Source organism: Rhizobium pisi (genome assembly GCF_003938655.1).
Taxonomy (GTDB): domain Bacteria; phylum Pseudomonadota; class Alphaproteobacteria; order Rhizobiales; family Rhizobiaceae; genus Rhizobium; species Rhizobium pisi.
Window position 1 is genome coordinate 148,198 of sequence record NZ_RJJT01000008.1, and the last position, 22,770, is coordinate 170,967.

Annotated in this window: 18 protein-coding genes and 1 pseudogene; 8 read left to right on the top strand and 11 right to left on the bottom strand. The window is 63.1% G+C overall.

Translation table 11 applies throughout. The features are described from left to right. The first annotated feature begins 47 nt into the window (after positions 1 to 47). The 7 genes from EFD55_RS13120 (at position 48) to EFD55_RS13150 (ending at position 10,950) form a co-directional block, all read left to right on the top strand. Positions 48 to 425 (top strand): hypothetical protein, encoded by a 378-nt coding sequence (locus EFD55_RS13120; RefSeq protein WP_125845483.1) that lies wholly within the window; start codon positions 48 to 50, stop codon positions 423 to 425. Between the two features lie 214 nt (positions 426 to 639). After that, entirely contained in the window at positions 640 to 2,565 is a 1,926-nt protein-coding gene (locus tag EFD55_RS13125) for a DUF4384 domain-containing protein (protein ID WP_125845484.1), read from the top strand. 22 nt (positions 2,566 to 2,587) lie between these two features. Further along, positions 2,588 to 4,207, top strand: a complete 1,620-nt coding sequence (locus EFD55_RS13130; protein WP_125845485.1) for a caspase family protein — start codon at positions 2,588 to 2,590, stop codon at positions 4,205 to 4,207. Next, entirely contained in the window at positions 4,204 to 6,729 is a 2,526-nt protein-coding gene (locus EFD55_RS13135; protein WP_125845486.1) for a trypsin-like serine protease, read from the top strand. The genes EFD55_RS13130 and EFD55_RS13135 overlap by 4 nt, the downstream gene beginning before the upstream one ends. Before the next feature lie 13 nt (positions 6,730 to 6,742). Beyond that, positions 6,743 to 7,915 (top strand): serpin family protein, encoded by a 1,173-nt coding sequence (locus EFD55_RS13140; RefSeq protein WP_125845487.1) that lies wholly within the window; start codon positions 6,743 to 6,745, stop codon positions 7,913 to 7,915. Positions 7,916 to 7,958: 43 nt separating this feature from the next. Further along, entirely contained in the window at positions 7,959 to 10,364 is a 2,406-nt protein-coding gene (locus EFD55_RS13145; RefSeq protein ID WP_125845488.1) for a protein kinase domain-containing protein, read from the top strand. Positions 10,365 to 10,635: 271 nt separating this feature from the next. Continuing rightward, entirely contained in the window at positions 10,636 to 10,950 is a 315-nt protein-coding gene (locus EFD55_RS13150) for a DUF982 domain-containing protein (protein WP_125845489.1), read from the top strand. A 69-nt stretch (positions 10,951 to 11,019) separates the two neighbouring features. Here the strand turns inward: EFD55_RS13150 and EFD55_RS13155 are convergent, their stop codons facing one another. After that, positions 11,020 to 11,646 carry a LysE family translocator gene (locus EFD55_RS13155; RefSeq protein ID WP_125845490.1) on the bottom strand — a complete coding sequence of 209 codons (627 nt, stop codon included), beginning with the start codon at positions 11,644 to 11,646 and terminating at the stop codon, positions 11,020 to 11,022. A 322-nt stretch (positions 11,647 to 11,968) separates the two neighbouring features. After that, a pseudogene (locus EFD55_RS13160) lies at positions 11,969 to 12,157 on the bottom strand (4-oxalocrotonate tautomerase); the annotation flags it as partial. A gap of 122 nt (positions 12,158 to 12,279) precedes the next feature. Here EFD55_RS13160 and EFD55_RS13165 point away from each other — a divergent pair. Continuing rightward, positions 12,280 to 13,164 (top strand): LysR substrate-binding domain-containing protein, encoded by an 885-nt coding sequence (locus EFD55_RS13165; RefSeq protein WP_125845492.1) that lies wholly within the window; start codon positions 12,280 to 12,282, stop codon positions 13,162 to 13,164. Between the two features lie 88 nt (positions 13,165 to 13,252). Here the strand turns inward: EFD55_RS13165 and EFD55_RS13170 are convergent, their stop codons facing one another. Genes EFD55_RS13170 through EFD55_RS13210 form a run of 9 tightly spaced genes read right to left on the bottom strand, consistent with a single transcriptional unit; the run spans position 13,253 to position 22,766 of the window. Further along, positions 13,253 to 14,128 (bottom strand): FHA domain-containing protein, encoded by an 876-nt coding sequence (locus EFD55_RS13170; RefSeq protein ID WP_125845493.1) that lies wholly within the window; start codon positions 14,126 to 14,128, stop codon positions 13,253 to 13,255. 2 nt (positions 14,129 to 14,130) lie between these two features. Continuing rightward, positions 14,131 to 15,036 (bottom strand): type II secretion system F family protein, encoded by a 906-nt coding sequence (locus EFD55_RS13175; protein ID WP_125845494.1) that lies wholly within the window; start codon positions 15,034 to 15,036, stop codon positions 14,131 to 14,133. Then, entirely contained in the window at positions 15,033 to 15,896 is an 864-nt protein-coding gene (locus EFD55_RS13180; protein ID WP_125845495.1) for a type II secretion system F family protein, read from the bottom strand. Before EFD55_RS13180 ends, EFD55_RS13175 begins: the two co-directional genes overlap by 4 nt. A gap of 10 nt (positions 15,897 to 15,906) precedes the next feature. Further along, a complete protein-coding gene (locus EFD55_RS13185; protein ID WP_125845496.1) occupies positions 15,907 to 17,805 on the bottom strand; it encodes a TadA family conjugal transfer-associated ATPase in 1,899 nt (632 codons plus the stop codon). Positions 17,806 to 17,825: 20 nt separating this feature from the next. Next, positions 17,826 to 18,761, bottom strand: coding sequence for a Flp pilus assembly protein CpaB (cpaB, locus tag EFD55_RS13190; RefSeq protein ID WP_125845497.1), 936 nt, complete (start codon positions 18,759 to 18,761; stop codon positions 17,826 to 17,828). Further along, the gene (locus tag EFD55_RS13195) at positions 18,758 to 19,687 is read right to left on the bottom strand and encodes a hypothetical protein (protein ID WP_125845498.1); all 930 of its coding nucleotides are present in this window, start codon (positions 19,685 to 19,687) and stop codon (positions 18,758 to 18,760) included. The genes cpaB and EFD55_RS13195 overlap by 4 nt, the downstream gene beginning before the upstream one ends. A 1-nt stretch (position 19,688) precedes the next feature. Further along, entirely contained in the window at positions 19,689 to 20,357 is a 669-nt protein-coding gene (locus EFD55_RS13200) for a pilus assembly protein (RefSeq protein WP_125845499.1), read from the bottom strand. Beyond that, on the bottom strand, positions 20,329 to 21,972 hold the full coding sequence (locus EFD55_RS13205) for a TadE/TadG family type IV pilus assembly protein (protein WP_125845500.1): 1,644 nt from the start codon (positions 21,970 to 21,972) through the stop codon (positions 20,329 to 20,331). The genes EFD55_RS13200 and EFD55_RS13205 overlap by 29 nt, the downstream gene beginning before the upstream one ends. Beyond that, entirely contained in the window at positions 21,969 to 22,766 is a 798-nt protein-coding gene (locus tag EFD55_RS13210; protein WP_125845501.1) for a TadE/TadG family type IV pilus assembly protein, read from the bottom strand. The genes EFD55_RS13205 and EFD55_RS13210 overlap by 4 nt, the downstream gene beginning before the upstream one ends. Positions 22,767 to 22,770: the final 4 nt, after the last annotated feature.

Sequence of the window (22,770 nt, forward strand, 5' to 3'; positions counted from 1 at the left end):
CGGGGCGCTTGTCGCGCAATGGCGCCAATAGGACGGACTTGACGACGATGACGAAATCCTGGCTCACAACCCGGTCTATCGGCCTTCTGCTGGCGCTGCAGTTCGCTCAACCCGGCTATGCCGGTCCGGCTGAGGATGCGCTGGCTGCGCGAAACCCGTCGTTGGCGGCGCTGCGCCAACACGATGAAAAGGCTTTTGCTGCCGCCGCCGCGATCATCGTCGAACACGAACACGCCAAGGGCCTGACACCAGGCGAGGGCAAGCTGCCCGAGACGACTTCGCCCGGCCGCGACATGGGCTCGGCGCCCGGCAAGGAATTCACAGTCGACAATCCGGATATTCTCTGGCTCTACAATTCCTCGCCCGAAGGAATGAGCGACCTGATCTCGATTTTGAAATCAGCCGGGCAGAAACCCAAGAACTGACAGCATCCTCTGCGCAGTCGAACGGACTATATCAGCCGGTGGATATTGCCGAGTCTGAGTCTTGCTCACGTCTTTGCCTAGGCGGTTTCTTCGTGGCTCCAAATAATTTGTAACCCTCCCTCCGGCAAGACAGGCGCCGCCATCCCAATTTCGCCGGTCAGTGCTATTCTCATCTTCAAGACAGTGTGAGATTGTTCGAAGAGGAGGTTTTCCAATGCCAAACCGCAAAGCCATCCTAGCCGCAGCCACATTCCTTTCGCTTTTCCCGATGGCTCCCGCCGTCGAGGCGCAGAACGAACGCACACTGACCGAAGCGCCGGCGCAGACCGGACCCGTGAGCATCACCTTCGATCGCGCGGAGGCCAAATACGCCATCGGCGAAGTCGTCGGTCTCTTCATCCAATCGACCGAGAACGCCTATGTCACGGTCCTGAACGTCTCGCCGAACGGCTCCGTGGTGAAGCTCTTCCCGAACAAGTACCAGACCGATGCCCTTGTTGCCGCCGGCAAGCGCGTGCAGGTGCCGGATCCGGCGAGCGGCGCCAGGCTGCAGGTCTCCGGCCCGGTCGGCCAAGAGCAGATCAAGATCTTCTACTCCTCCAAGCCGCTGACCATCTTCGCCGATCTCGGCGGCAGCGGCAGCGGCATGTTCCGCTCGATCGACGGCGGCATGGACGCCGTTTCCCGCAGCCTTGAAGAAGCACGCAGCCTCGGCACCAAGATCAGCAGCAAGACTGTGATGCTGACGACAGTCGACAGCCCGGCGGCCCTGCCACCCTCCGCCGTCCCGCCCGTCGCTGCCGCCCCCGCGGCAAAACCCGCACCGGTCGAACAGGCTGCAAAGCCGCCCGTTGCGTCCGCTCCGAAGCCGAAGCCTGTCGTGAAACAGGAGGTCGCCAAGAAGCCGGAACCGGTGATCGAAAAGCCGAAGAAGCCCGCTCCGAAGCCCGTCGAGCAGGCGACGTCGCAGCCGCCGAAGAAATACAAGATCGTCACAAATCTGGCGCCCGGCCAGGAGCTTGCCGCCGATGAGCTGGAGCTGATCGGCCCTGCCACCGGCACTTCGTCCAACCGGCCCACGCAGTCGTCCCAGTCCTATCAGGCGTCCCGGCCGAAGATGCCGAAACTGCCGATGCCGCAGCTCAAGATGCCGCAATTCAAGCTCCCCGGCGGTTTCAGCATCAAGATGCCGCAGCTAAACCTCGGCCGTTCGGCCGAATCTGACCAAGCCGGCGAGGAGATCGAGACGGCCAATGCCGATACGCCTGCTTGCAACGCACTTCTCGACAAGCTGAACACTGCCGTTGCCGCCAAAGATATCGCTACCGCCGCAACGGAAGCCGATGCGATCGCCGTCAGCGCCGATTGCGGCCAGTTCCAGGTGAATGCCCAGCGTCGCGTCGCCGCGCTCAGGCTTTCCGCCGCCCAGGAAATGATGGCCGATAACAAGCCGGTCGCCGATTACGAGCCGCTGCTTGTCGCCGCCGACAGCCCGCAGGTGCTCTGGCAGGCATCGGCCACGCTCGGCGAGATCTATTTCTCCGCCCGCCGCTTCGCCGATGCCGCCGCCGACTATCAGCAGGCAATCGAGATCATCAAGAACGAAACCCGCACGCCGAAAGCGCCGCCGGCCGACACCATTTCCGATCTCATCCAGCGCGCCGCCCAGGCCCGCATCCTTGCCGCCAACCCCACGAGCGACAATCCACAAGGCAGCTTCGTGCCGGCCGAGAAGGATCACCGCAGCGGCGTGCTCGGCGGCATCTATTCCGAAAATGTGCGCGGCATCGTGCCGGTCTCCATCCCGGTTCCGATCACCTTCGACTTCGACAAGTCGAGCTTCACCTCGATCGGCACCGAGGCCGCCCAGGAATTGCTGGAGGCGCTGAAGGAGCAGAAGCCCGGCCGTGTCATCCTGATCGGCCACACCGACCGGCGTGGGGCTGACGACTATAACCAGAAGCTTTCCGAGCGCCGCGCCCAGGCCGTCGCCGATTTCCTGAAAAGCCACGGCATCGACGCCACGATCGACGCCGAAGGCCGCGGAGCTTCCGAGCCGGTGGAGGTCACCGCAACCGCAAACCTCACCGAAGACGATATCGACGCGCTGAACCGCCGCGTCGAATGGCGGCGCGAATAGCTGGGCGAGGGGAGGTTTGGCCATGTCCGCATCCGTTTCCATGGCCGCAACACTCGTCTTCCTTGCCGTGGCAACCACCGATGGCCTGGCAAGGACGATCGAGGCGCCGGAGCACGGCACGGTCAGGGCAGTCCTGATCGGCATCGATCTCTACCGTAACGTTCCGCCGCTGCACGGCGCCGTCGCCGATGCCGAGGACCTCTCCCTGTCGCTGCGCTCGGTCGGTGTCGAAGACATGACGCTCTTGAAAAACGGCGAGGCCGACCGCGAAGGCATCTTCCATGCGATCGAGGCCGTCACGGAAAGGGCGGGCTCCGGCGATCTCGTCGTGCTCGGCATTGCCGGCCACGGGTCGAGCGAGCCGGAACGCGTCAGGGGCTCAAAACCCAGCGGCCGCGACGAGGTCTATGTGCTCGCCGGCTTCGATACCCGGCTGCCCGGATCGCGCGAGCGCATCTTCGGCGACGAATTCAAGGTGCTGATCCACAAGCTGGAGGCCAAGGGCGCCGATGTCCTCTTCATCGCCGATACCTGCCATGCCGGCGGCATGACCCGCGACGTCGATCCGCGCGGCGCTGATATCACCTGGCGCCAGGCGCCGTCCTATACGATCGAGGAGGACGACCTCGCACCGATTTCGACGACGGCGGATGCGCTCTCCACCGGCTTCGATTACAAACGGCTGACCTTCCTTGCCGCCGTCGACGAGAACACCAAATCGCCTGAGATATCAATTCCCGGCATTCCGCAGAAGCGCGGCGCGCTGAGCTATGCGACGGCTCGTGCCTTCGAAGGGGCCGCCGACCGCAACGGCGACGGCGCCGTCAGCCGGCGCGAACTCTTCGAATATGTGCGCCAGTCGGTCTATCAGTTCACCGATCAGCGACAGAACATCTTCACGCAGAGTCCGCCCGGGGCCGATCTCGACCGTGCCGTCGTCTATGACTACGACGGAGCGGGCACGACGACGGACGTCGAAAAATCCAGCTCGCCACCGCCACCGGCCGAGCCAGCGCCGATCACCGTCGGCGCCCTGGGTTCCGATCCCGTGCTGCAGGGGATCGAGCCGGCCGTCGCGCCGTTCAAGCTGTCGGGAGGTGCGGATGCCGAACTCGTCTTCGATCCTGAAAAGCACGAGGCGATTGCCGGTGGCGATGTCGTCGCCTCCAGCATCGGCGCCGGCGACATGCCTTTCGTCGTCGACCGGATGGCCGCGCTCGACACGCTGAAGCGACTGTCGGAGACGAACCCCCAGACCGTGCGCGTGACGCCTTCCGACACCGTCCATCGCGAAGGCGAGCGCGTCGGCGTCACCGTTTCGGATATATTGGGGCGCAGGCTCGTGCTTTTCGACGTTACGGGCGATGGAACCGTGCAGTTCCTCTATCCCGGCGAAAAAGACGCAAATGCGCCGATGCCGGCCGCCTTCGATCTCGATCTTTCCGTCGTCGCACCTTTCGGCACGGATCTGCTCGTCGCCGTCACCTCCGAAACCCCGATGCCTGACCTGGTGGAATTTCTGCAGCAGAACGACAGGCGCCGCACCGCCGGCAACATCGCCAAGCGCCTCGGCGAAGTCCTGCCCAAGGGCGCGCGTGTCGGATTCACGGTCCTCTATACATCCGCCGGAGCCAAGCTATGAGCACGTCGATCAGCAGGATCCTCAACGTTGCGGCCATCATGCTTCTTCTGGCCTCTCCGGCGCTCGCGCAGCAGGATACGGATTTTGCCGGCGAGGATGGCGGGCGCGTCATCGGCGGCCAGGCGGCGAAAAAGGGCGAATGGCCCTGGCAGGTGAAGATCCTGGCGCCCGATCCCGAGCAGCGCGGCCGCTTCGGCGGCCATTGCGGCGGTTCGCTGATCTCGCCGCGCTGGATATTGACGGCCGCCCATTGCGTCACCAGCGGCCGCTCCGGCAAACAGGATCTCTTCGCCCGCGACCTCCTGATCGTCGAGGGCAAGTCGAAGATCGACAAGGTGATCTCCGTCGATGGGCCCGACAAGCCGGGCCTTGCGGTGGAAGACGTCGTTATCCATGAGGATTTCGACCGCAAGGTCTTCGCCAACGACATCGCCCTCATCAAGCTTGCGGAACCCGCGGTCTCGAAGCCTGTCATCCTCGCCTCTACCTCGGATGACGCAGTCGAAGCCGCTGGCCACACGGCAGTCGTCACCGGCTGGGGCTACACCAAGGCCGATCACGGTTGGGACGACAAGTACCTGCCGACGGAATTGCAGGAGGTCGAGCTGCCGATCGTCTCGCGCGATGATTGCCGCGCCGCCTATCGCGAGAGCTCGATGCGCATGAACCCGATCGATGAGCGCAATGTCTGCGCCGGTTATGCCGAAGGCGGCAAGGACGCCTGCCAGGGCGACAGCGGCGGGCCGCTGGTCGCCCAGCGTCCCGACAAACGCTGGATCCAGCTCGGCATCGTCAGCTGGGGTGCGGGCTGCGCCGAGGCGGAACATTACGGCGTCTATACCCGCGTCGCCGCCTTCCGCGACTGGATCGCCGCAAAGACCGATGGCGACGTGCCGAACGCGCCGGACAGCTCGATATCGGCCGACGGAGACCAGGTTGCAGCGGTTGAGACCAAGCGCAAGCCTCCCGGAAGCGACATCGGGGCAACGCAGCAGAAACAGACGCCGGCCGGTCAGCTTGAGGCCAATCTTGCGATCACCACGCCGCCCGGAAACACCACCGAGGCGCCGGTCGCCAACACGCCCGCCGGCAATCAGCCAGAGGTCCCAGCGCCGCTCGCCCAGGCGCCCGTCGTCGAAAGCTCGCGCGGCGACCGCGCGCTGCTGATCGGTATCGACGATTACGAAATGCGCGAGGCCAAATTGACGGGCTCCGCCACCGACGTGAAAGCGATGCAGGTCTTCCTTGCCAAGACACTCGCCTACCGCCCGGAACAGATCCATACACTGACCAACCGCAAGGCGACCCGTGAGGCGATCCTTGCCGAGATCGACGACTGGCTGGTGCGCCAGTCGACGCCCGGAAGCCGCGTCTTCCTCTATTTCAGCGGCCAGGGCTCGGAAGAAATGGGCGCCGATGCGACGACGAGCCCGACGCTTGTGGCAGCCGATGCCAAGCTGGTGCGCGATGGCGGCAAGGTGACCGTCACCAACCAGATCCGTGAAACCGAAATCGCCGCACGACTGAACAGCCTCAAGGATCGCCGCGTCACGCTGCTGATCGACGCCTGCCATGTCGGCCCCGGCAGCCGCAGTGCCGTCGCGGCCCCTGCGGGCGGCACCGTGCGTTGCCTCGGCCCTGCATTGGCATCGCTTGAGCCGCCGAACCGATCGGGCAAGGAAGCGAAATTTTCCTTCGGCGGCGAAACGGCGATGGTCTGGTCGGCCGTCAATTCAGGGCAATGGGCGCTCGTCGACCAGGAAGCCAAACCGCCGCTCGGCGTCTTCACCCACCGCTTCATCGAAGGCGTGCAGGAAGGGGTGGCGCGCGCCGCCGACAAGCCGAACGTCAGCAATGCGGCCCTCCTCGATTACGTCCGGCGCAAATCGGACGAATATTGCCGGGCGCATGCGGGAGATTGCCGCTTCACGCCGGTGCCGCAATTCTACGGCCTGCCGGATGCGCTCGGCCGCGACGTCGTCACCGGCGAGGAGGCAAAGACGCCGGTCGCTGCAGTCGAGAATACTTTGAAGAGCGACAACGAGGCAGGCGTTGCCGTCGACGTGTTGCCCGGCACCTCCGTCAGCATCGGCGACAAGGTGGCGATGCGCGTCTCTACCAAGAAGCCCGGCTACCTGATCCTGGTCGATATCGACGCCTCCGGCAAGCTGACGCAGCTTTACCCGAACAAGCGCTCAATGGGCCTGAAACCATCGGCCAAGGGCGGCGACAACCGGCTCGATCCGGCGAGGCCGGTGGTCGTGCCGGACGCGCGCAATCCCTATATCGGCTTCGAATATGTGGTGGAGGGGCCGGTCGGCGTCGGCATGGTCGTCGCCATCCTCAGCGACAAGCCGATCGAGGTGCTAGACCTGCCCGATGTCCCCACGCCGCTCGTCGGCCAGCGCGCCGCCTTCAACTATGTCTACGACCTCGCCCGAAGCCTCAGGATCGTCGGCGACGACGAGACCGGCGCACAAGGCAAATGGTCGTTCGATTCCAAATTCTATCGCATCCGCTGAACAGGAGCGAACCATGTCGAGATCCATTCTGCTGGCGGGCCTTGCCGCTTCCCTGATGGCGGTTGCACCGGCCCGTGCCGGCGACAGCAAGGCGATGCTTGCGGCGCAGGCGGGGCTCGCCGTCGATCTCATCGAACGCACGCTGGCGACCGAGAGGGCCGCAAACATCATGGTCTCGCCGGCAAGCCTTGCCGCTGCTCTGGCTCTCGCGAGCCTCGGCGCGTCGGACGAAGGCAAGGCGGCGATCGCCAAAGGCCTCGGCTTCGGCGGCGCGGCAAAGGGACCGGAGAAGGTGCTCGACGAGATGACGCCGGAAAAGCCGCCGACAGCGGATGCGCCGCTGGCGACCGGCGTGGCGATCGTCTTCGACGACAAGCTGGTGCTTGCCCCCGATGCCCTCTCCATGCTCGCCGGCCACCGCATCAAACCCACGATCGAGGATCTGGACGGACCGAAATCGGTTGAGCACATCAATGGCTGGGTCAAGGACGCCACGAGAGGCGCCATTCCGGCAATCCTCGACGCACCGCCCGGCGGCGGCTTCGTCAGCCTCGGCGCGCTCTCCTTCAAGGCGCGCTGGAAGACCTCGTTCGAGAAGGAAAGTCCGGCCGCCCCTTTTCGGCGGCCCGATGGTTCGACGATCTCGGTGCCGATGATGCATCTCGCCGCCGACGAGCAGGAATTCCGCTTCGATGACAATTTCGTCGCCGTCGACCTCCCCTATAACGGCGAGACCTACCGCATGGTGGTGATCGCGGCGCGCTCCGGCAAGGGCATCAGCGGCGCCGACCTGAAGGCGCTTGCGTCCTGGCTTCAGGGCGAGAAATTCGAAGCCGCCAAGGGCGAAATCTTCCTTCCCCGCTTTTCGTTGAACGACGGGCGTGATTTGATGCCGGTGCTCACCGCGATGGGGCTGGCGCCCGAAAAAGCCAAGGATGCGGCCTTTCCGGGTTTCACTCGGGAAAACATCAGCTTGTCGCGCGTCCTGCAGAAGACGATGATCAAGATCGATGAAAACGGCACGGAAGCGGCGGCGGCAACGGCTGCCATCACCGAGCGGAGCATCGATCCTAAACTGGTCCGCGTGACCGCCGATGCCCGCTTCGCCTTCGCGCTCCGGGATACCAAGACCGGCCTTCTCTTGGCCGCAGGCCTTGTCGGGGATCCGCTTCTGGCGGGCGAATAGAATTCGGTTTTCATGAATACGGTAATCGCAGGGGGATAAGTGCATGAGAAGTGATCTGATCGCCCGCTACACGATCGGCGAGCCGGTCTACGAGAACGAGTTCATCGTCTATCCCGCCGAGGACAAACGGATGGATCGTTCGGTCTTCATCGTCGCGCCCGATGTCGCGCTGAAACTTGATAAAGCCCGCTTCGAGCGGGTCTGGACCTCGGTTAACGAAGCGAAATCGCTGACCGCGCGACGTTTCGTCGAAATCGAGGACCTCATCCCGCCGTCCCCGGAAGACGACAATTTCTATATCGTCGAGAAACGGCCGTCGAAAACGCTGCACCAATATCTCGAAGAAACGGAAATGGTGGCCTACGAGCGCGCGGTCGAGATCGGCCGCCACATTCTTGAGGGGCTGGCGACGCTGCACGGCGCGGGTTACGCCCACAATGCGCTAACGGATCAGTGCATCTACGTGTCGGAGGATTATTCCGGCCTTTCGGTCAGGATCGGCAACCTGCACCTGATCTCGAAGATCGGCGAGCACATCATCCCGCCCTATGTGCCGGAATTCGGCGCGCCGGAGATCTATGCGAGCGGCACTTTCTCCGCTTCCGCGGCACTCGATATCTATGCGATGGGCATGATCGCCTACAAGCTCTTCCTGCCGCGGCAGACCTATGCCAGCGTCTTCGACAGCGTCATGGTCTGGGAAGACGAACACCAGCGCGAACAAAGCTGGAAGAACATCCACCTCGATCCTTCCAATATCTTCCCCCGCCTGGATGTTCTGATCCCCGGCTTTCCCGAAGGTATTGCAAGCCTTGTGGAACGGATGCTGAGCCGCGACCCGGCCGCACGGTCGCGCATGGGCGCTGATGCGCTGGACGAATACAACCGGGTGACGAGAGGCGCTCAGCCGGTGTCGTGGGATACGCGCAGCGGCATGCAGCAACAGGCGGAGCCGCCGAAACCGAAGAAATGGACGCTTGCCAAAATTTCCATGATCGCCGCGCTGCTGCTGATCTGCATCGGCGTCGGTGTCGTCACCATTCCGAAGCTGCTTGCCCCGGACCCGAAGCTCGTCGCCGATGTCGGCGTCTGGAAGAAGGAGGCGGAAAGCCGCAGGGAGAAGGCGATCGCCGCCAAGGCGCCGGAGCGTCCTTCCGGCGATCAGGCAAAGCTTTCCTATGACACCGGCGCCTCGGCGCTGACCTCGGCCGATGCGCTGCTGAAGGATGAAGACTACGAAAAGGCCCTTCCTGGTTTCCAGACGGCCGCCATCAATCTCGGCAATGCGCTGATCGGCATCTCGAAGGAGAACGCCGAGAAGGCGAAAGCCGCAGCTTCCGCCGCAGGCGGCGACAAGGCGCCAAGTTTTGCCGACGCCGAAACCAAGATGAAGGCTGCCGCCGATAGCGCCGCCGCCAAGCAGATGCATGGCGCGGTCGAAAACTATGACGCTGCGAAGGCGGCTTACGACGATCTCTCCAAGGCTCTGAGCGCCCTGTCCGCAGCCGAAAAGGACGCGGCGGCGAAGCGCGATACCGCCAATCGCGTCGGCGCCGGCGACAGCCCCGACTTCACCAAGGCGAACGGCCTGATGGCCGATGCCAAAACCAAGGCCGAGCAATGGCAAATGCCGGCGGCCATGACGGGTTACGGCGACGCAACCAAGTTGTTCGATGCCCTGATCGCCAATGTCATGGCGGCGAAGGGCGAGGCGACGGCGCTGAAGCAAAAGGTCGCCGATCTCTATGCCTCGATTACGACCCGCGCCGGTGCCGCCGATCCGACGCTTGCGGCAATCCAACCGAAACTCGGCGAGGCCGACGGCCGCTACACCTCGGAGGCCTACAAGCTCGCGGTCGCAGCCTACCAGCCGATCCTTGCCGATCTCGAGGCGCTGTCAGCGCGCGGCTTCTGCCCGGTTTCGCAAACTCTCGCCTTCGAGACCGTCCCGGCGGGAAGCTATTCGCTGGAGAATGTCCGACTGATGACCTCCTCGATGAAGGAGCTCGGCGGCATGCTCGGCGTTGCCAATGGCGCAGTAAAGATCGACAAGTCCTTCTGCATGCAGACGAAGGCCGTCACCCGTGCCGAGATGGCGGAATATTACACCGCCAATTCCGATCCCGCCGCGGCTCAAGCCTATGCCGACAATCCGCAGCAACCGGCCGACGACGTGCCGCTTGCCGTGGCGCAGAACTATACCGCCTGGCTGTCGAAGCAGTTGAACGCGCCCGTCCATCTGCCGTCGGCGACCGAATGGATGGCAAGTGCGGCGAAGATCCCCACGGAAAAATTGCCCGATAACGGCGATATCATCCTGCAGTGGAGCGCCACCCCCTGCGAAGCCGGCGGCAACGTCGCCTTCATGGCGCAGGAAGGCTCGACCTTCGTCGTCTGCTCCGATGCGTCGGCCGGCGGCATCTTCCGCGTCACCGCCGAATTGCGCTGAGCGATCTGAAGTGTGGAGACGGAATAGGGGAGCGGTGTGCGCTGACATCGGCGCGGGTAATCTGTTGCTAACCCGTATTGCGTCCATCAGCGCAAACTTGTCGACGCAACGCAGGGCGCCTCGACATAAGGTTCCAGAGCGCCCTCTATTCTTCATCCGACAGCTCGCGCTCAAGCGGTGCGCCTCGATAGTTTTCAATTCCAAATTACAGAATACGCGCGTATATTGAACGTGGGGACTGCGGTGCCCGTGCCTTGAGGGGTCGAGGACAATGTGCTGGAATACATCATCAGCATTCACGCCGGTCGGATTTGCTTTGCGAGGGCGGCCGGCATCTCGCAAGATCGTATGGACGCTGGGCGACGCGGCGCGTCTCCTGATCAACGATTGGCCTTGCGATGACGGCGAGGAATATGTGGCTGCCGTGAAAGCCTGCGTCGACGCGTTGAGCGGGAAAATCGCTCCGGAACAATTCCGGGAAGCGCTCCTGCGTGCGGCCGATGAGGCGGGTATCGCTGCTCTATCGCTCGTCCCGCAGGGAATTGGAGAACGGCGGCCGGACCTTCCCCCAATGATGCAAACATAGGCCTATTTCCAGGGGCCATCCGCTTTTCGACGTCAGGTTTGCACCAATAGCGGACGGCTATCCGATTCTTCAGCGCTGCTGGAGAGCCAGCCTGACGCCCAGAGCGCAATAAATGCCCCCTACGACTTTACCTTGCCACTTCGCCACTGCCGGGTAACGGCGCAGGAGGCGCCCGAGGCTTCCCGCGCTACACGCGAAAACAATCGTGCTCAGGAACCCGATGAACGCGAAAAGTACACCCAGGATGCTCAATTGCAGGAACACGGCCCCATTCTCCGGGCGAACGAATTGCGGAAGAAACGCAAGAAAAAACAGCGCGGTTTTTGGATTTAGAACCTCAGCCAGAACCCCGTGCTGGAAAGCTTGGCTGGCAGTCAGCCGACGTTCGATCGGACCAAGCAAAGATGCATCTTTTGTCAGAATAGCTTTGGTTCCCAGATACACCAGATAACCTGCGCCGACGAATTTGATCACAGTAAACAGGGTCGCTGACGCGGCAATGATTGCAGAAATACCGACAACGGCAAACGCCGTATGGATGATGTCGCCCGCCGTGATACCCGCTCCGGTGGCAAGTCCAACTCTGGTTCCCGAAGTCGTAGCTCGCGCCACCGTCAGGAGCGTAGCTGGCCCCGGAATGAAAACGAAGCCGAGAACGATTGCGCAATAGGTCAGTAGGGTTCCATGGTCGATCATTCAGGTTCTCCTTGAGGCGCTTGCTTACATACAAATCAAGACGCTGTGGGTTTGCAAGAGCCTAATTAGCGCGATGAACCTTCAGCGCGGCCAGTTCTGAGTATGTTTAAAGACCGTTTAGGGCCAAACTCCGCCATGGCTCAGATACAGGAAAAGGCAAATTCCGCGCGAAGTTTGCTGCCCCCAGGCCTGCACGCAGGGTGATACAGCCAGTGAAGTCAACCGGCCGCCTGCCCGGCCAGCACGGGAGCCGAGTGCCGGCTCCCTACCCATACCATGACGGCGTCCCGCAGCTCGAGCCTTCGACACTGCGGCTCGTCTCTCAAGCCTCGGATTTCAGCTTGCCGCCGACCGCCCAGGAATCCTTGGCGATCTCTGTTATCAGGATTTCCAGCGATTCCGGCGGGCACGCCAGGGTTTCGACGGCGGCCCTGGTCGCTTCGCGGGCGAAGGCGCGCTTCTGATCGTCGGTGCGGCCGGGATGCATCTGCAGGTGAAGAATGGGCATGTTTTCTCCTTGGTCACGTTGGCAATGCCCGTCGCCTTGGCGCGGGCATGACGACTATGTTGTAAATGTTCAGGTTGATAAATAAGCTGTGGGTTTCGTCATTCGAAACCTACAGGTAGGTAATCATGGACAAGCTGGCTGGCATGGCGATGTTCGTCAGGGTCATCGACAATGGTAGTTTCGCGGCGGCCGCAGAGATCGCGCAGGTATCGCCGGCCATGGTTGCCAAGCACATCAAGACGATCGAGACCCGGCTCGGGGCGAAGCTGATCCATCGCACGACGCGACGCCATCAGCTGACAGAGGTCGGCCAGCTCTATTACGAGCGCTGCAAGCGCGCGCTTTCCGAAGTGGCGCTGGCCGAAGCGTCGGCGAGCGAACTGCAGTCAGCGCCCCGCGGCCGCCTTCGACTGGTGGCACCCGTCAGCTTCGGGACGCAAGTCCTGGTGCCAGCGCTGATCGATTATCAGAACGCCTATCCCGACGTCAGCATCGAGCTATCGCTCGACAACAATGTCCATGACCTGGTCGGCGAGGGGTTCGAGCTCGGTATCCATATCGGCCCGCTCTCGGACAGCAGCCTCGTCGCCCGCGCGCTCACACCCTATCGGCGCATTCTCGCTGCCTCGCAGGACTATCTTGCCCGCCATGGCCGGCCTGCCTCGCCGGAGGCTCTGACGAACCATCTCTGCCTCGGCCACTCCTATTGGCGCATGCAGGATCGCTGGCACCTGGTCGGACAGGGTGGCGAAATGCGTGATGTGTTGATTTCCGGAAAATTCTCGACAAACCAGGGGGCGGCGCTCCGCATGGCAGCACTCAGCGGCGCCGGAATTGTACTTCAGCCGGAACTGCTGCTCGCCGCCGATATCGCCGACGGACGGCTTGAGCAGGTGCTGCCGGAATGGTCTTACAAACCTGTACCGATGCACCTCATCTATGCGCCGAACCGGCGGCCGACAGCCATGTTGCGGACGATGATAGATTTCCTGGTGGAACGGTTTGGTTAACGCGCTCGGTGGAGACCGACATCGCTGTACGGTTTGGAACTCGCCCCCACCTCCGGTCTGATCCCGCGGCGGCTAGGCAGGCGGTCAACTAGCGCCGCGCCGGCGGTTTCGTGGCGGCTCGCCGCTGCAGGGCGAAACGCGCCGCCGAGCAGTTGACGTCGGGAACGAGATCGTAGGTCTGCTGGTAGAGGCTCTGCGCCAGCGTATTGTTGCCGCGATTTTCCGAGGCGAGGGCTGCGAGCGCCGTGCGCTTGTAGGCCTCGATGATGGGCTCGGCGGCCTTTGCCAGCGCCGCGTCGTCAGAGGGTTCGGCCGACAAAGAAAGAGCGGCATAGGTTGCCTCGCCATCCCTGCCGACACGGCCGCCGACGGCGCCGTTGAAGCTCGCTTCCGAAACCTGGCGCATGTGCCTGGCGTTCTTGATGCATGTCGGGATGCGGGCGGCTTCCGCATTGATGCGCTCCGCCGTCGGACCGCTGTCGGAGCTGCTACCACCGGAGAGGATCACGTAGCCGATGATGCCGACGATGGCGAGGTATGCCACGCCCATGCCGGCGAGGAAGGCAGGCTGCTTGAGCAGCGACTTCTTCGGCTTGTCGTCAGTGGTCTTGGAAGCCTCCTTCTTCGGCGCCTCCTTGGCGGCTGCCTTGACGACGAACTGGAATTCGACGTCCTTGCCGAGGCGGAAGCTATCGCCCGCCTTCAGTGAGGCCGTCTGCAACAGTGCTTCGCCGCGCAGCACGATCGGGTTCAGCCCCATGCGGCGGATGATGAAGCCGCCGTCGCTCTGCTTTTCGATGCGCGCATGGATCGGCGCCAGGAAGGGATCGTCGACGACGATATCGGCATTTGCCGCCCGCCCGATCGACATTTCGGGCCGGTCGAGCACATGGCTGCGGCTCTGGCCGCCGGGACCGGTCTGCAAAAGGCTTGGTTTGTTTCCGCGAAAGAAGGAAAAGGCCATGATCAGAACATCCCACTCGACATCATCTCGACAATTGCCGGCGCCAGGACCAGAAGAAGGATCGATACGACGATCATCATCGCCGGCATGACGATCTTGGCTTTCAGCTTTTCACTGGCCCTGTCGGCCTTCTCCCAGCGGCGGAAGCGCAGGTCGCGCGCATGTTCGCGCAGCAGTTCCACGCGGTTGCTGCCCTCGACTTCGCCCTGGATGACGGCGCGGATGACGCGCACGACCTCCTCAGCGGTCATGCGGCGCTCCAGCCGTTGCAGCGCCTCGATCATGCCGGTGCCGAGCGCCACATCCTTCAGCGTCTGTTCGATCTCCTCGCTCATGACGGTGCCGGGTGCTGCCTCGGCATAAAGCCTCAGGCTTTCCGGCAGGGTGGCCTGCGCCTGCTGCGTCATGACGACGAGATCGAGAAAGTAAGGAAATTCGCGCGAGATGCGCTCCTTGCGATCCTGCGCCTTGTCGTCGGCGACGACCCAGAAATAGATGGCGGGGACAAGGCCGAGTATCAGGCCTGCCACCAGCCCGCCGATCACGCTGCCGCTGGCGATGCCGAACAGCAAGCCGAGAACAACGAAGCCGAACAGGCTCAGAACGACGAGAAGCGCGATATATTCCCGCCCGGTCACGCCGCCGAAGGGCCGGCCGCCATAGATCAGCTTCTGCTCGAGCTGCGCGCCGTAATCGGCCAGAAGCGGCTCGAAATGCTTCAGCACGAATTCGACCGGCGTGCGCATGCCGATGCTGTCGACGATATTCGGCGGCGGACCGTCGCCGCCATGGGACCGGCGCACGACCTGGATGCTGCCGAGCAGATCGCCGATCCACCAGACGAAGAGCGCCGCCGTGATGCCGGCAAGGACGATGACGATCGGGCCAAGAGGTATATGCGACATCATACCGACACCTTCATCATCGCGCGCATCCAGAAGAAGCCTGTGGCATAGAGAATGGCGCCGACGATGGCGATGACGATGCCGATCGCGTTGCCGAACACCTTGTCGATCAGCTCAGGCTGGCCGAAGAAGATCATCAGGATCATGAAGAGTGCGCCACCATTGACGACGCGGAAGTTCATGCGCGCCTGCGACGAGGAGGTCGTGATCTTCTGATCGAGCTTCCAGATTTCCTTGAAGGATTTCGACATTTCCGTCAGCGGTTCCGAGATATCGCCGCCCTGGCGGGCAAAGAGGCCAAGTGCCGCATCGACCATCTTGAAATGCAGGCTCGGCACGTTGCGGCCGTGGCGGTCGAGCGCCTCAACCAGACCGATGCCGAGCTTCTGTTCGCGGGCGATGCGCTCGAATTCGCGCGAGGCCGGCATCTGGCCGGTATCGGCGACCGCATTGACGGCGATGGCGAGCGGCTTGCCGGTGCGCACCGCCGAGACGATCTGATCGACGGCATAGGGAAGCTGCGATTCGATCTGCAGCCAGCGGCGCTGCAGGAAATAACGGATCACGCCCTTGGGCAGGAAGAAGGCGACCGGGATCGCGACGACGATGCCGAAGATCGGCCCGAAGATCAGCGAGACCACTGTGAAAACGACGACCGCCGTGATGATGTAGGCGAGGATCATCGTATAGGGCGGAACGGCGTCGCGCCCAAAGACCTGTGCCGCCTCGCTGGCGAGTGCGATGTCGCGCTCGGTCGCGCGCAGCAGCGGCGCCGGCCAGCGCACCGGCGCGCCCCAGACCAGCAGCCCCGCCGTTATTGCGCCGAGGGCAACCGCAAAAATCTGCAGAATGCTGATATTCATGGTTTTCCCCTCAGACGAACATGTCAAGTTTTTCGATTTCGCCGTCGTCGTTGAACTCGACGAGTTCGGCGACGAAGCTCGGCAGGTAACCGGTGAAGGCATGCACGGCCTGCCCGCCGGCGCGGCCGACGAGATTGAAGATCGGCTCGACGATGATGAGGCCGGTGTCGGGGTCGATGCCGATCACCTCCGATATCTCGGTGACGGCACGCCGGCCGTTCGCCAGGCGGTTCAGCTGCACGACGAGCTCGACGGCAGCAACGATCTGCTGGCGGATCGCCATGACCGGCAGCGAGCTCTGGCCCTGCAGCACCATCACCTCCAGGCGGGTCATCATGTCCTGCGGCGTATTGGCATGCGCCGTCGTCATCGAACCGGCATGGCCTGTGTTCATCGCCTGCAGCATGTCGATCGCCTCGGCGCCGCGGCACTCACCGACGATGATGCGGTCAGGGCGCATGCGCAACGCGTTGCGCACGAGGTCGCGGATGGTGACGCTGGTTTCGGACTCCGCCGTCTTCGGCCGCGATTGCAGGTAGACGACATGAATGCCGTCGAGCTGGAGTTCGGACGTGTCTTCGACAGCGACGACGCGTTCGCCCACAGGGATGAACTGCGACAGGCTGTTCAGCAGCGTCGTTTTGCCGGAGCCGGTGCCGCCTGAGACGACGATGTTCTTGCGGGCGCGGACGGCGGCTTCGAGGAAGGCGCGCATCGGCTCGCTGAGTGCGCCGGCAGTCACCAGCTTGCTGATATCGAGCCGCGACTTACCGCCGAATTTGCGGATGGTGAGGCAGGCGCCCTTAACCGCAAGCGGCGGAATGACGGCGTTGACGCGCGAACCATCCGGCATGCGGAAGTCGGCCATCGCCTCGCTCTCGTTGATCGAGCGGTTGGAATCGACGGCGATGCGCTCGATCACCTTCATCAGCTGCCGCTCATTGGCGAAGGCGAAGGGATAGCGTTCCAGCAGGCCGAATTTTTCGACGTAGATCTCATCATAGCGCGTCACCATGATTTCCGAGATGACGTCGAGATCCATCAGCTCGGAAATCGTACCCCAGCGATACATCAGCTCCTCGATATTGGAGCGCAGGTGCATATGGGCGATCTCGTAGCGGTCGCCGGCGTTGAAAAGGGCCTGCCTGGCCTGGAAGGCGGCACTGAAACGGGTGTCGAGCTGGGCGAAATCCGAGCGGGTGGATTCGAAGTTCAACTTGAGTTGCAAGGCTGAAATCAAAGCCTTGCCGACATCGAAGAGGCGGCGATTGTCCTGGTCCTCGCGCGCGAGGCTTGCGGTATTCGACGAGGCGTCCCGCCGCCCGGTGCGGGCGATGCGTTTTGCCAGCCATCGATAGACGGCGTTCTTGATGACGAGGATGACGAGATCCTGGGGTGCTGCATCAAGCGCCTCCTTGATGAACATGTCGAGACGCTCGCGGATACGGGTTCGCGTCTCCTCGCGGCCGAAATCGGAGGACTTCACCAGCCGGTCATATTGCGTGTCCTTCAGCAGGCGCTCGTGGATTCCCATCTGCAAGGCGAGCACCCGCTCCTGATCGGGAAACTGCGTGACCACTTCGGGGGCTGCCGCCGGTTCCACCAGCTCGATCGTGACGTTCGGCACCCAGATCGACATGCCGGCCGATACCGCAACCGGCGTGCCGGCCCGAAGCGGCTGGTCGTCGACGCGCGTCGGGTTGCGGCCGTGATGCTGCACCGACCAGCCTTGTCCCGACTTCCGCAGCACGAATTGCGGCGAGGAGACATGGCTGCCGCGCAGACGCACGACGCCGGCGCCAGCCGGCAGCGTCAACGTGCTGCTTTCGCCGACGAAATAGGTCTCATTCGCCGAAAGCGGGATCACTTCCCGGCCGCTGCCGTCCTCATAGGAAATCTTCAACAGCATGGCTCACTCCCCCGCGACGGTCACATGCGCGTCCAGTTGATGCTCGGCAGTTCCTCGACACTGTTATCTGTCGGATTGCGCAGCACGAGGTTGAGGCTGCCGTTCGACTGACCAAGGGCGAAGATCAGCATTTCGGCTTCCGACGGCGTCACCTCGACAGTCACGTTGTTGTAAGTGCTATTGGCCTTGGTGACGGCGCCTTCGGCAGTCGTCGCCGCGCCAACGGCCAGAACCTTGACGTTCTGCAGGAAGGTGCGGGTGACGACGCGGGTGCGTGAGCTGATGCCGAGTTTATAGTCCTGCGCCTGCTTGCGGTAGGCGTTGACGTCATTCTCGTCGGCGCCGGGATATTGGGTGAGATAGTTCTTCAGCATCTGCTCGACCGGCGACGACGGCTGCGCCGGAGCCGCCGGCTGCGCGGTCGCGGCAGGCTGGCCCGGAACGGCGGGCGCCTGGCCGGGAGCTCCCGGCTGGGTCGCGGCGGCCGGCGCCACGGGCTCGACCGGTTCGTCCACAGTGCCGAGGATATCGACATAGCTGCCGGGCTCGACGAAGTGGCCAACGGCCGCGGTCGCGTTGACGGGAAGGGTAAGTGCGCGCTTGCCGGGTGCGATCATCGTCGTCAGGCGTCCGCCGTCGGTATCGTCGAAATACTGGAAGAGCAGCACCGAGCCGGCCGGAATGTCGGCCGCCGCCGTCCTGTCCTTCAGCCACTCCCTGTAGGCGCTGGCGGCGGGAACCGCGAGCTTGGCCAGCGGCCCGAAGCTTTCCGGCAGCATGACCGGTTCGGCGAGCATGTCAGGCGTAATCGCTTGGCCTCTCGTGACCTTCCGGTCTGGCTGGAGGCGCATGAAGGCATAGGCCACCTGCTCGTTCTTGACGCTCTCCGTCCAGAAGTACAGCAGAACGCCCGTGATGAGCCCGACGATGACAGCCGCGATGAGCTTCCAGTTCATGGTGTTGTTCCTTCGAAGAAGGGTTGCCTGATTTGAATGACCTCGACGGTCCTGCCGTCGCTTTTGCTGCTGGTGTAGAGAACATTCGCCTCGACGCTGCCGCGCCGGCCATAGAGGGCGGTGACCCCGCCGCGTTGTGCTGGTGGGGTCTCGATGGTGAAGCCGTCGCGGGCAAGAAGATCGGCGCGCGCATCGGACCACCGGGAAGCAGACAGCGTGCCTTTGGAGACGACCGTGCGCGACATATGGCCCTTGTCGTGGTCGCCGATATCGCTCAGCACCTCGACACCGGCCGGCGGACGCAGCGACGGTGGCAGCTTGCTGACATCGGCGGGGGCCGCAAAGGCCGGCAGCGTCGCGGCGACGTCGTCGAAACGGGTCATCAGCACCTCGGTCATCGGCGCATCGGCGGGACGGCGGATCAGGATCGACACGCCGGGGATGGGCGCCCGTGCCGAAGGGTTCGCCGGGTCCTGCCGGCGGAGATACTCAAGCGCGGCCTCGCCGTCCCCGTCGAAGAAACGCACGACCACGGCGAGATCGTAGCGGATGCGGCTCGTCTTCGGGACGATCAGCATATTGGCGGCGATGACGGCGGTCAGTTCTTCCTTATCGTTGCTTTTCGGCAGGGCAGGTCGGGTGTTGGCAGCCAGCATGCGCAGCCATTCGTCGGTGATATCGGAGATGCTGCGATCGCTCTGGTATGGTGTAAACTCCAGCGGCTGACCATTGATGACGAGGTCACGCGGCGAGCGTTCCGGCGCACCGAGGATACCGGCCAGCATCGAATTCAGCGTCGCCCTAAGATCCTTGTAGACTTCCGCGCGGCTCGGCGTGGTGATGATCGCGGCTGCGAACCAGACAACCAAAATCAAGCCGATGAGATGGCTAGCGAGGCGGAAGGAAATGCGCGCGCCCTGTCTCATCTTATTTCGCTCCCGGAAAAACGCCGTCGAAGAGATCGCCGGAATCGCTGGCCACGTCGCGGATTTCCCGGCGCAGCGTCGGATCGTAGCCACGGCGCGTGGTATCGTTGTTGTGGGAGGCAAAGAGCGTCGAGTCGTCCACCGTGAACGCATCCTTCCAGCGGATGCTTCTGATCGTATCGAGATCGTCGGAATCCCTGAACTTGTAGATGCGGTCGGCCGTCGCGGTGACGAGCTGCGGCTTTTCATTGGCGAGGTCGCCGACGATATCGCCGAAATCGCGACCGTCGCTCTTGATGGTATTCTGCACGTCGTCCCAGACAAAGGTGCGCTGGGGGTCACCATCGCCTTCATGCGACGGCGTGCGCGAGCAGTTCATCGCGTCCCCTCCTGGCAGTGCCGGCAACGCCGGGATCGGGAAGACGTTCGAGAAGTCGGAGGTGCAGTTCAGCCCATTCGCCTCGGCGAAGGCGGCGTTGCGCATGGCAAGCATGGTTCCCACCTTCTTGGTTGAAATCCTGTTCGCGTGAATGACGAAAATCACGATCAGCAGGATGATCGGAGCGGCGAGCACGAATTCGATCGAGGCGAGACCGCGCCTGTCGCGATGCAGCCTCATCAAGAGGCCGCCGCCCGTGTGCTCAGTGGGTGTTGACGGCAGCCCAGGCATTGGCTCCTCCCTTGTCGAAGACGCGCGTCAGGCCGGTATACCTGTCGGCGGCCGGGCTCTGCTTGATAGTGTTCGAGACCTCACCGATGTCGTCGGCGAGCGTGGCGGGCGCTAGCGATGCCAGCCAGTCCTGCGTGTAGAGGTCGAAGGCCGTATAATTGTGCACCCAGCTCTGCGCCAAGGCATAGGCGGATGGCGTCTTGTCCTTGAAGATCCGGACTTGAAGCCTGGCGCGGGGCGCGCGTGAAACGATCGCCAGCGTCTGGTAGTCGGTGAGCTGGTCGCCGCCAAAGGGCGTGAAGTTGAAGGGCGCGCGTCCCTTCAGCCAGTAAGGCTTCGGGAAGGAGACGACAGGCAGGCTCGCACCAGCCACGGAGATCGCGCCACCTGCCGGGCCGCAGACCTGGTTCCAGATCATGTCGAACTTGCGGGTGAAGTCGTTCTTGTCCTTCGTCTGCGAGTCGGAATAGCGCGGCGGCACGTCGATCGGCAGTTGGAAGGGATTGGTGATGCCGAAGCCGACACCGAAGACCTTGTCGGCGATCCAGAAGCTGGCATCGAGCGCCAGTTCCTGCCACCAGCTGAGATCGCCGGCATATTGCTCGACAATCGCCTTGAACGGGACCTTGCTCAGATAGGCCGGGCCGAAGGCTTCATAGAAGATGTAGAACTCCACCAGCTGATCGTCGATGCCGCTCTCGTGATTGACCCAATCGCGAATGTGGCTGCCGTCGACACCACCCGCCGTCAGCGGACCCTTGCCGTTGGGGAAGCCGCGATTGGCGAACTCGCCGCGCATGAGGAGCGGATCCTGCCCCTGGGTGCCATAGGACATGGCGAGGCACATTTCGGTATAGGCAGCGGCTGGATTGACGCCATCACGGTCCACCGGCAGGTTGCCGCCGGCACCTTCTCCAGCCTGGCCGCAGTTTTCGCACGGCGGATGAAACACGACATGGTCAGATTTGTTGAGGCGTACCAGATGCAGAGCCTCGTTGCCGACGCGCTGCGGGAAGCTTTCCACGAGGTAATCGTTCAGGTCGTTCATCGCATCGATGATGTCACTGGATTTGTTGATGAGACCCCAGGGATCGTATTTGACTTGCGCCGCCACCGTATATGCAATCGCTTTGGTGGCTTCAGTCGCCCGGAACCCCTGAAACGCCAGGCAAGCGCCGTAGATAATGCCGCCGACGATCGGGACCTTTTGCCAGCCGGGGCAATAGGGCATCGGCGGAAGCGGCGGCAGCAAGGATGCCGGCCCGAAGCCTTCCGTGAAGGAATATTCGGCAAGTTTCGCCAGAATGACACCCGAGCGCAGGGCCAGTTCCGCCGTCGTGAGCTGGTAGGCGACGGACGTTGCCATGACGACGGTTGCCTGCGAGGAGGCGACGTTGTTCATCGCCATGATGTTGAGATAGCGCGCTTCCCAATCGGCATGGACGAGCGCGGCGGCGTCGGCGGTATCCTGCGTGCGCTGCTTGTCATAGATCATCTGCCCGGTGTTCAGGATCCAGACGATCATCAGCGCGAGAGCGATCGTCATGTAGAGGATGATCGGCGACAGGAAGCCGCGTTGATCGCGGTGCAGGCGCTTGATGAACGTCGGTGTCATAGCAGGTTCACCTCCGCCGTTGAGATCGTGTAGTAGCGCCCGTCCTTCCTCTGGCCGCGGGCAAAGACCCAGCCGGCATATTCAAGCAGCAGGAAACGCGCTTCCACCTTGGCGGTCACAGGCACGTGGGGCGAGCGGTTGATGGCGGCATAGAGCGCCATCGGCGCGCGGTCGACGGTGACGGTGACGTTCTGCGGATCGAACATGTAACGGGCCTGGTTGCGCATCGCGCGCCAGTTCTTCGAAAGGCCCGAGGCATCGGCAAGGTTCTTCAGCGCATCTTCCGGCGGCTGGCAGGCGCCGATACATTTCAGCTGGTCGTAGGGCGCGGCTGGGATCAGCGCCAGGCGGGCGGCAAGATCGGCCTTGCCGGCGGCAGCATCGTCATCGCAGGTCTTGACGTCGATTATGCTCCGGATGGTGATCGGCAGGGCCGGGCAGAAATAAACGCGGGCGCTGCGGGCCGCCGCATAGGCGGCATAATGGGTGAAGAGGTGGTTTTTCGCCAGGATCGCAAACTGGAAGACCACGAACATGAAGAAGACGAAGACCGGCGTGACGAGCACGAAATCCATCATCGTCGTGCTGCCGGAGACATCGCCGTGCAGCTCCGATATCCGGCGCCGGCGGGCGGAAAGCCGCGGCAGCAGCAGCATCGAGGCAAAGAGCACCAAGGCGATCACAAAGGTGCCGAAAAGCGCGCCGTGGTCCTGCGGAATCCAGAAGGTGCGGGAGTGCAGGATCGAACTCCAGAAGGCACCGTCGAAAGTGGGGCGTTCGAGTTCGGGGCGCATTGCC

Excerpts from the sequence above, each read along its gene's own strand:
- EFD55_RS13165 (WP_125845492.1), top strand. The coding sequence starts at position 12,280 with ATGGACAAGCTGGCTGGCATGGCGATGTTCGTCAGGGTCATCGACAAT.
- EFD55_RS13205 (WP_125845500.1), bottom strand. The coding sequence starts at position 21,972 with ATGACACCGACGTTCATCAAGCGCCTGCACCGCGATCAACGCGGCTTC.
- EFD55_RS13135 (WP_125845486.1), top strand. The coding sequence starts at position 4,204 with ATGAGCACGTCGATCAGCAGGATCCTCAACGTTGCGGCCATCATGCTT.
- EFD55_RS13130 (WP_125845485.1), top strand. The coding sequence starts at position 2,588 with ATGTCCGCATCCGTTTCCATGGCCGCAACACTCGTCTTCCTTGCCGTG.
- cpaB (WP_125845497.1), bottom strand. The coding sequence starts at position 18,761 with ATGAACTGGAAGCTCATCGCGGCTGTCATCGTCGGGCTCATCACGGGC.
- EFD55_RS13175 (WP_125845494.1), bottom strand. The coding sequence starts at position 15,036 with ATGATGTCGCATATACCTCTTGGCCCGATCGTCATCGTCCTTGCCGGC.
- EFD55_RS13200 (WP_125845499.1), bottom strand. The coding sequence starts at position 20,357 with ATGCCTGGGCTGCCGTCAACACCCACTGAGCACACGGGCGGCGGCCTC.
- EFD55_RS13120 (WP_125845483.1), top strand. The coding sequence starts at position 48 with ATGACGAAATCCTGGCTCACAACCCGGTCTATCGGCCTTCTGCTGGCG.
- EFD55_RS13145 (WP_125845488.1), top strand. The coding sequence starts at position 7,959 with ATGAGAAGTGATCTGATCGCCCGCTACACGATCGGCGAGCCGGTCTAC.
- EFD55_RS13195 (WP_125845498.1), bottom strand. The coding sequence starts at position 19,687 with ATGAGACAGGGCGCGCGCATTTCCTTCCGCCTCGCTAGCCATCTCATC.
- EFD55_RS13185 (WP_125845496.1), bottom strand. The coding sequence starts at position 17,805 with ATGCTGTTGAAGATTTCCTATGAGGACGGCAGCGGCCGGGAAGTGATC.
- EFD55_RS13155 (WP_125845490.1), bottom strand. The coding sequence starts at position 11,646 with ATGATCGACCATGGAACCCTACTGACCTATTGCGCAATCGTTCTCGGC.
- EFD55_RS13150 (WP_125845489.1), top strand. The coding sequence starts at position 10,636 with ATGTGCTGGAATACATCATCAGCATTCACGCCGGTCGGATTTGCTTTG.
- EFD55_RS13125 (WP_125845484.1), top strand. The coding sequence starts at position 640 with ATGCCAAACCGCAAAGCCATCCTAGCCGCAGCCACATTCCTTTCGCTT.
- EFD55_RS13180 (WP_125845495.1), bottom strand. The coding sequence starts at position 15,896 with ATGAATATCAGCATTCTGCAGATTTTTGCGGTTGCCCTCGGCGCAATA.
- EFD55_RS13140 (WP_125845487.1), top strand. The coding sequence starts at position 6,743 with ATGTCGAGATCCATTCTGCTGGCGGGCCTTGCCGCTTCCCTGATGGCG.
- EFD55_RS13210 (WP_125845501.1), bottom strand. The coding sequence starts at position 22,766 with ATGCGCCCCGAACTCGAACGCCCCACTTTCGACGGTGCCTTCTGGAGT.
- EFD55_RS13170 (WP_125845493.1), bottom strand. The coding sequence starts at position 14,128 with ATGGCCTTTTCCTTCTTTCGCGGAAACAAACCAAGCCTTTTGCAGACC.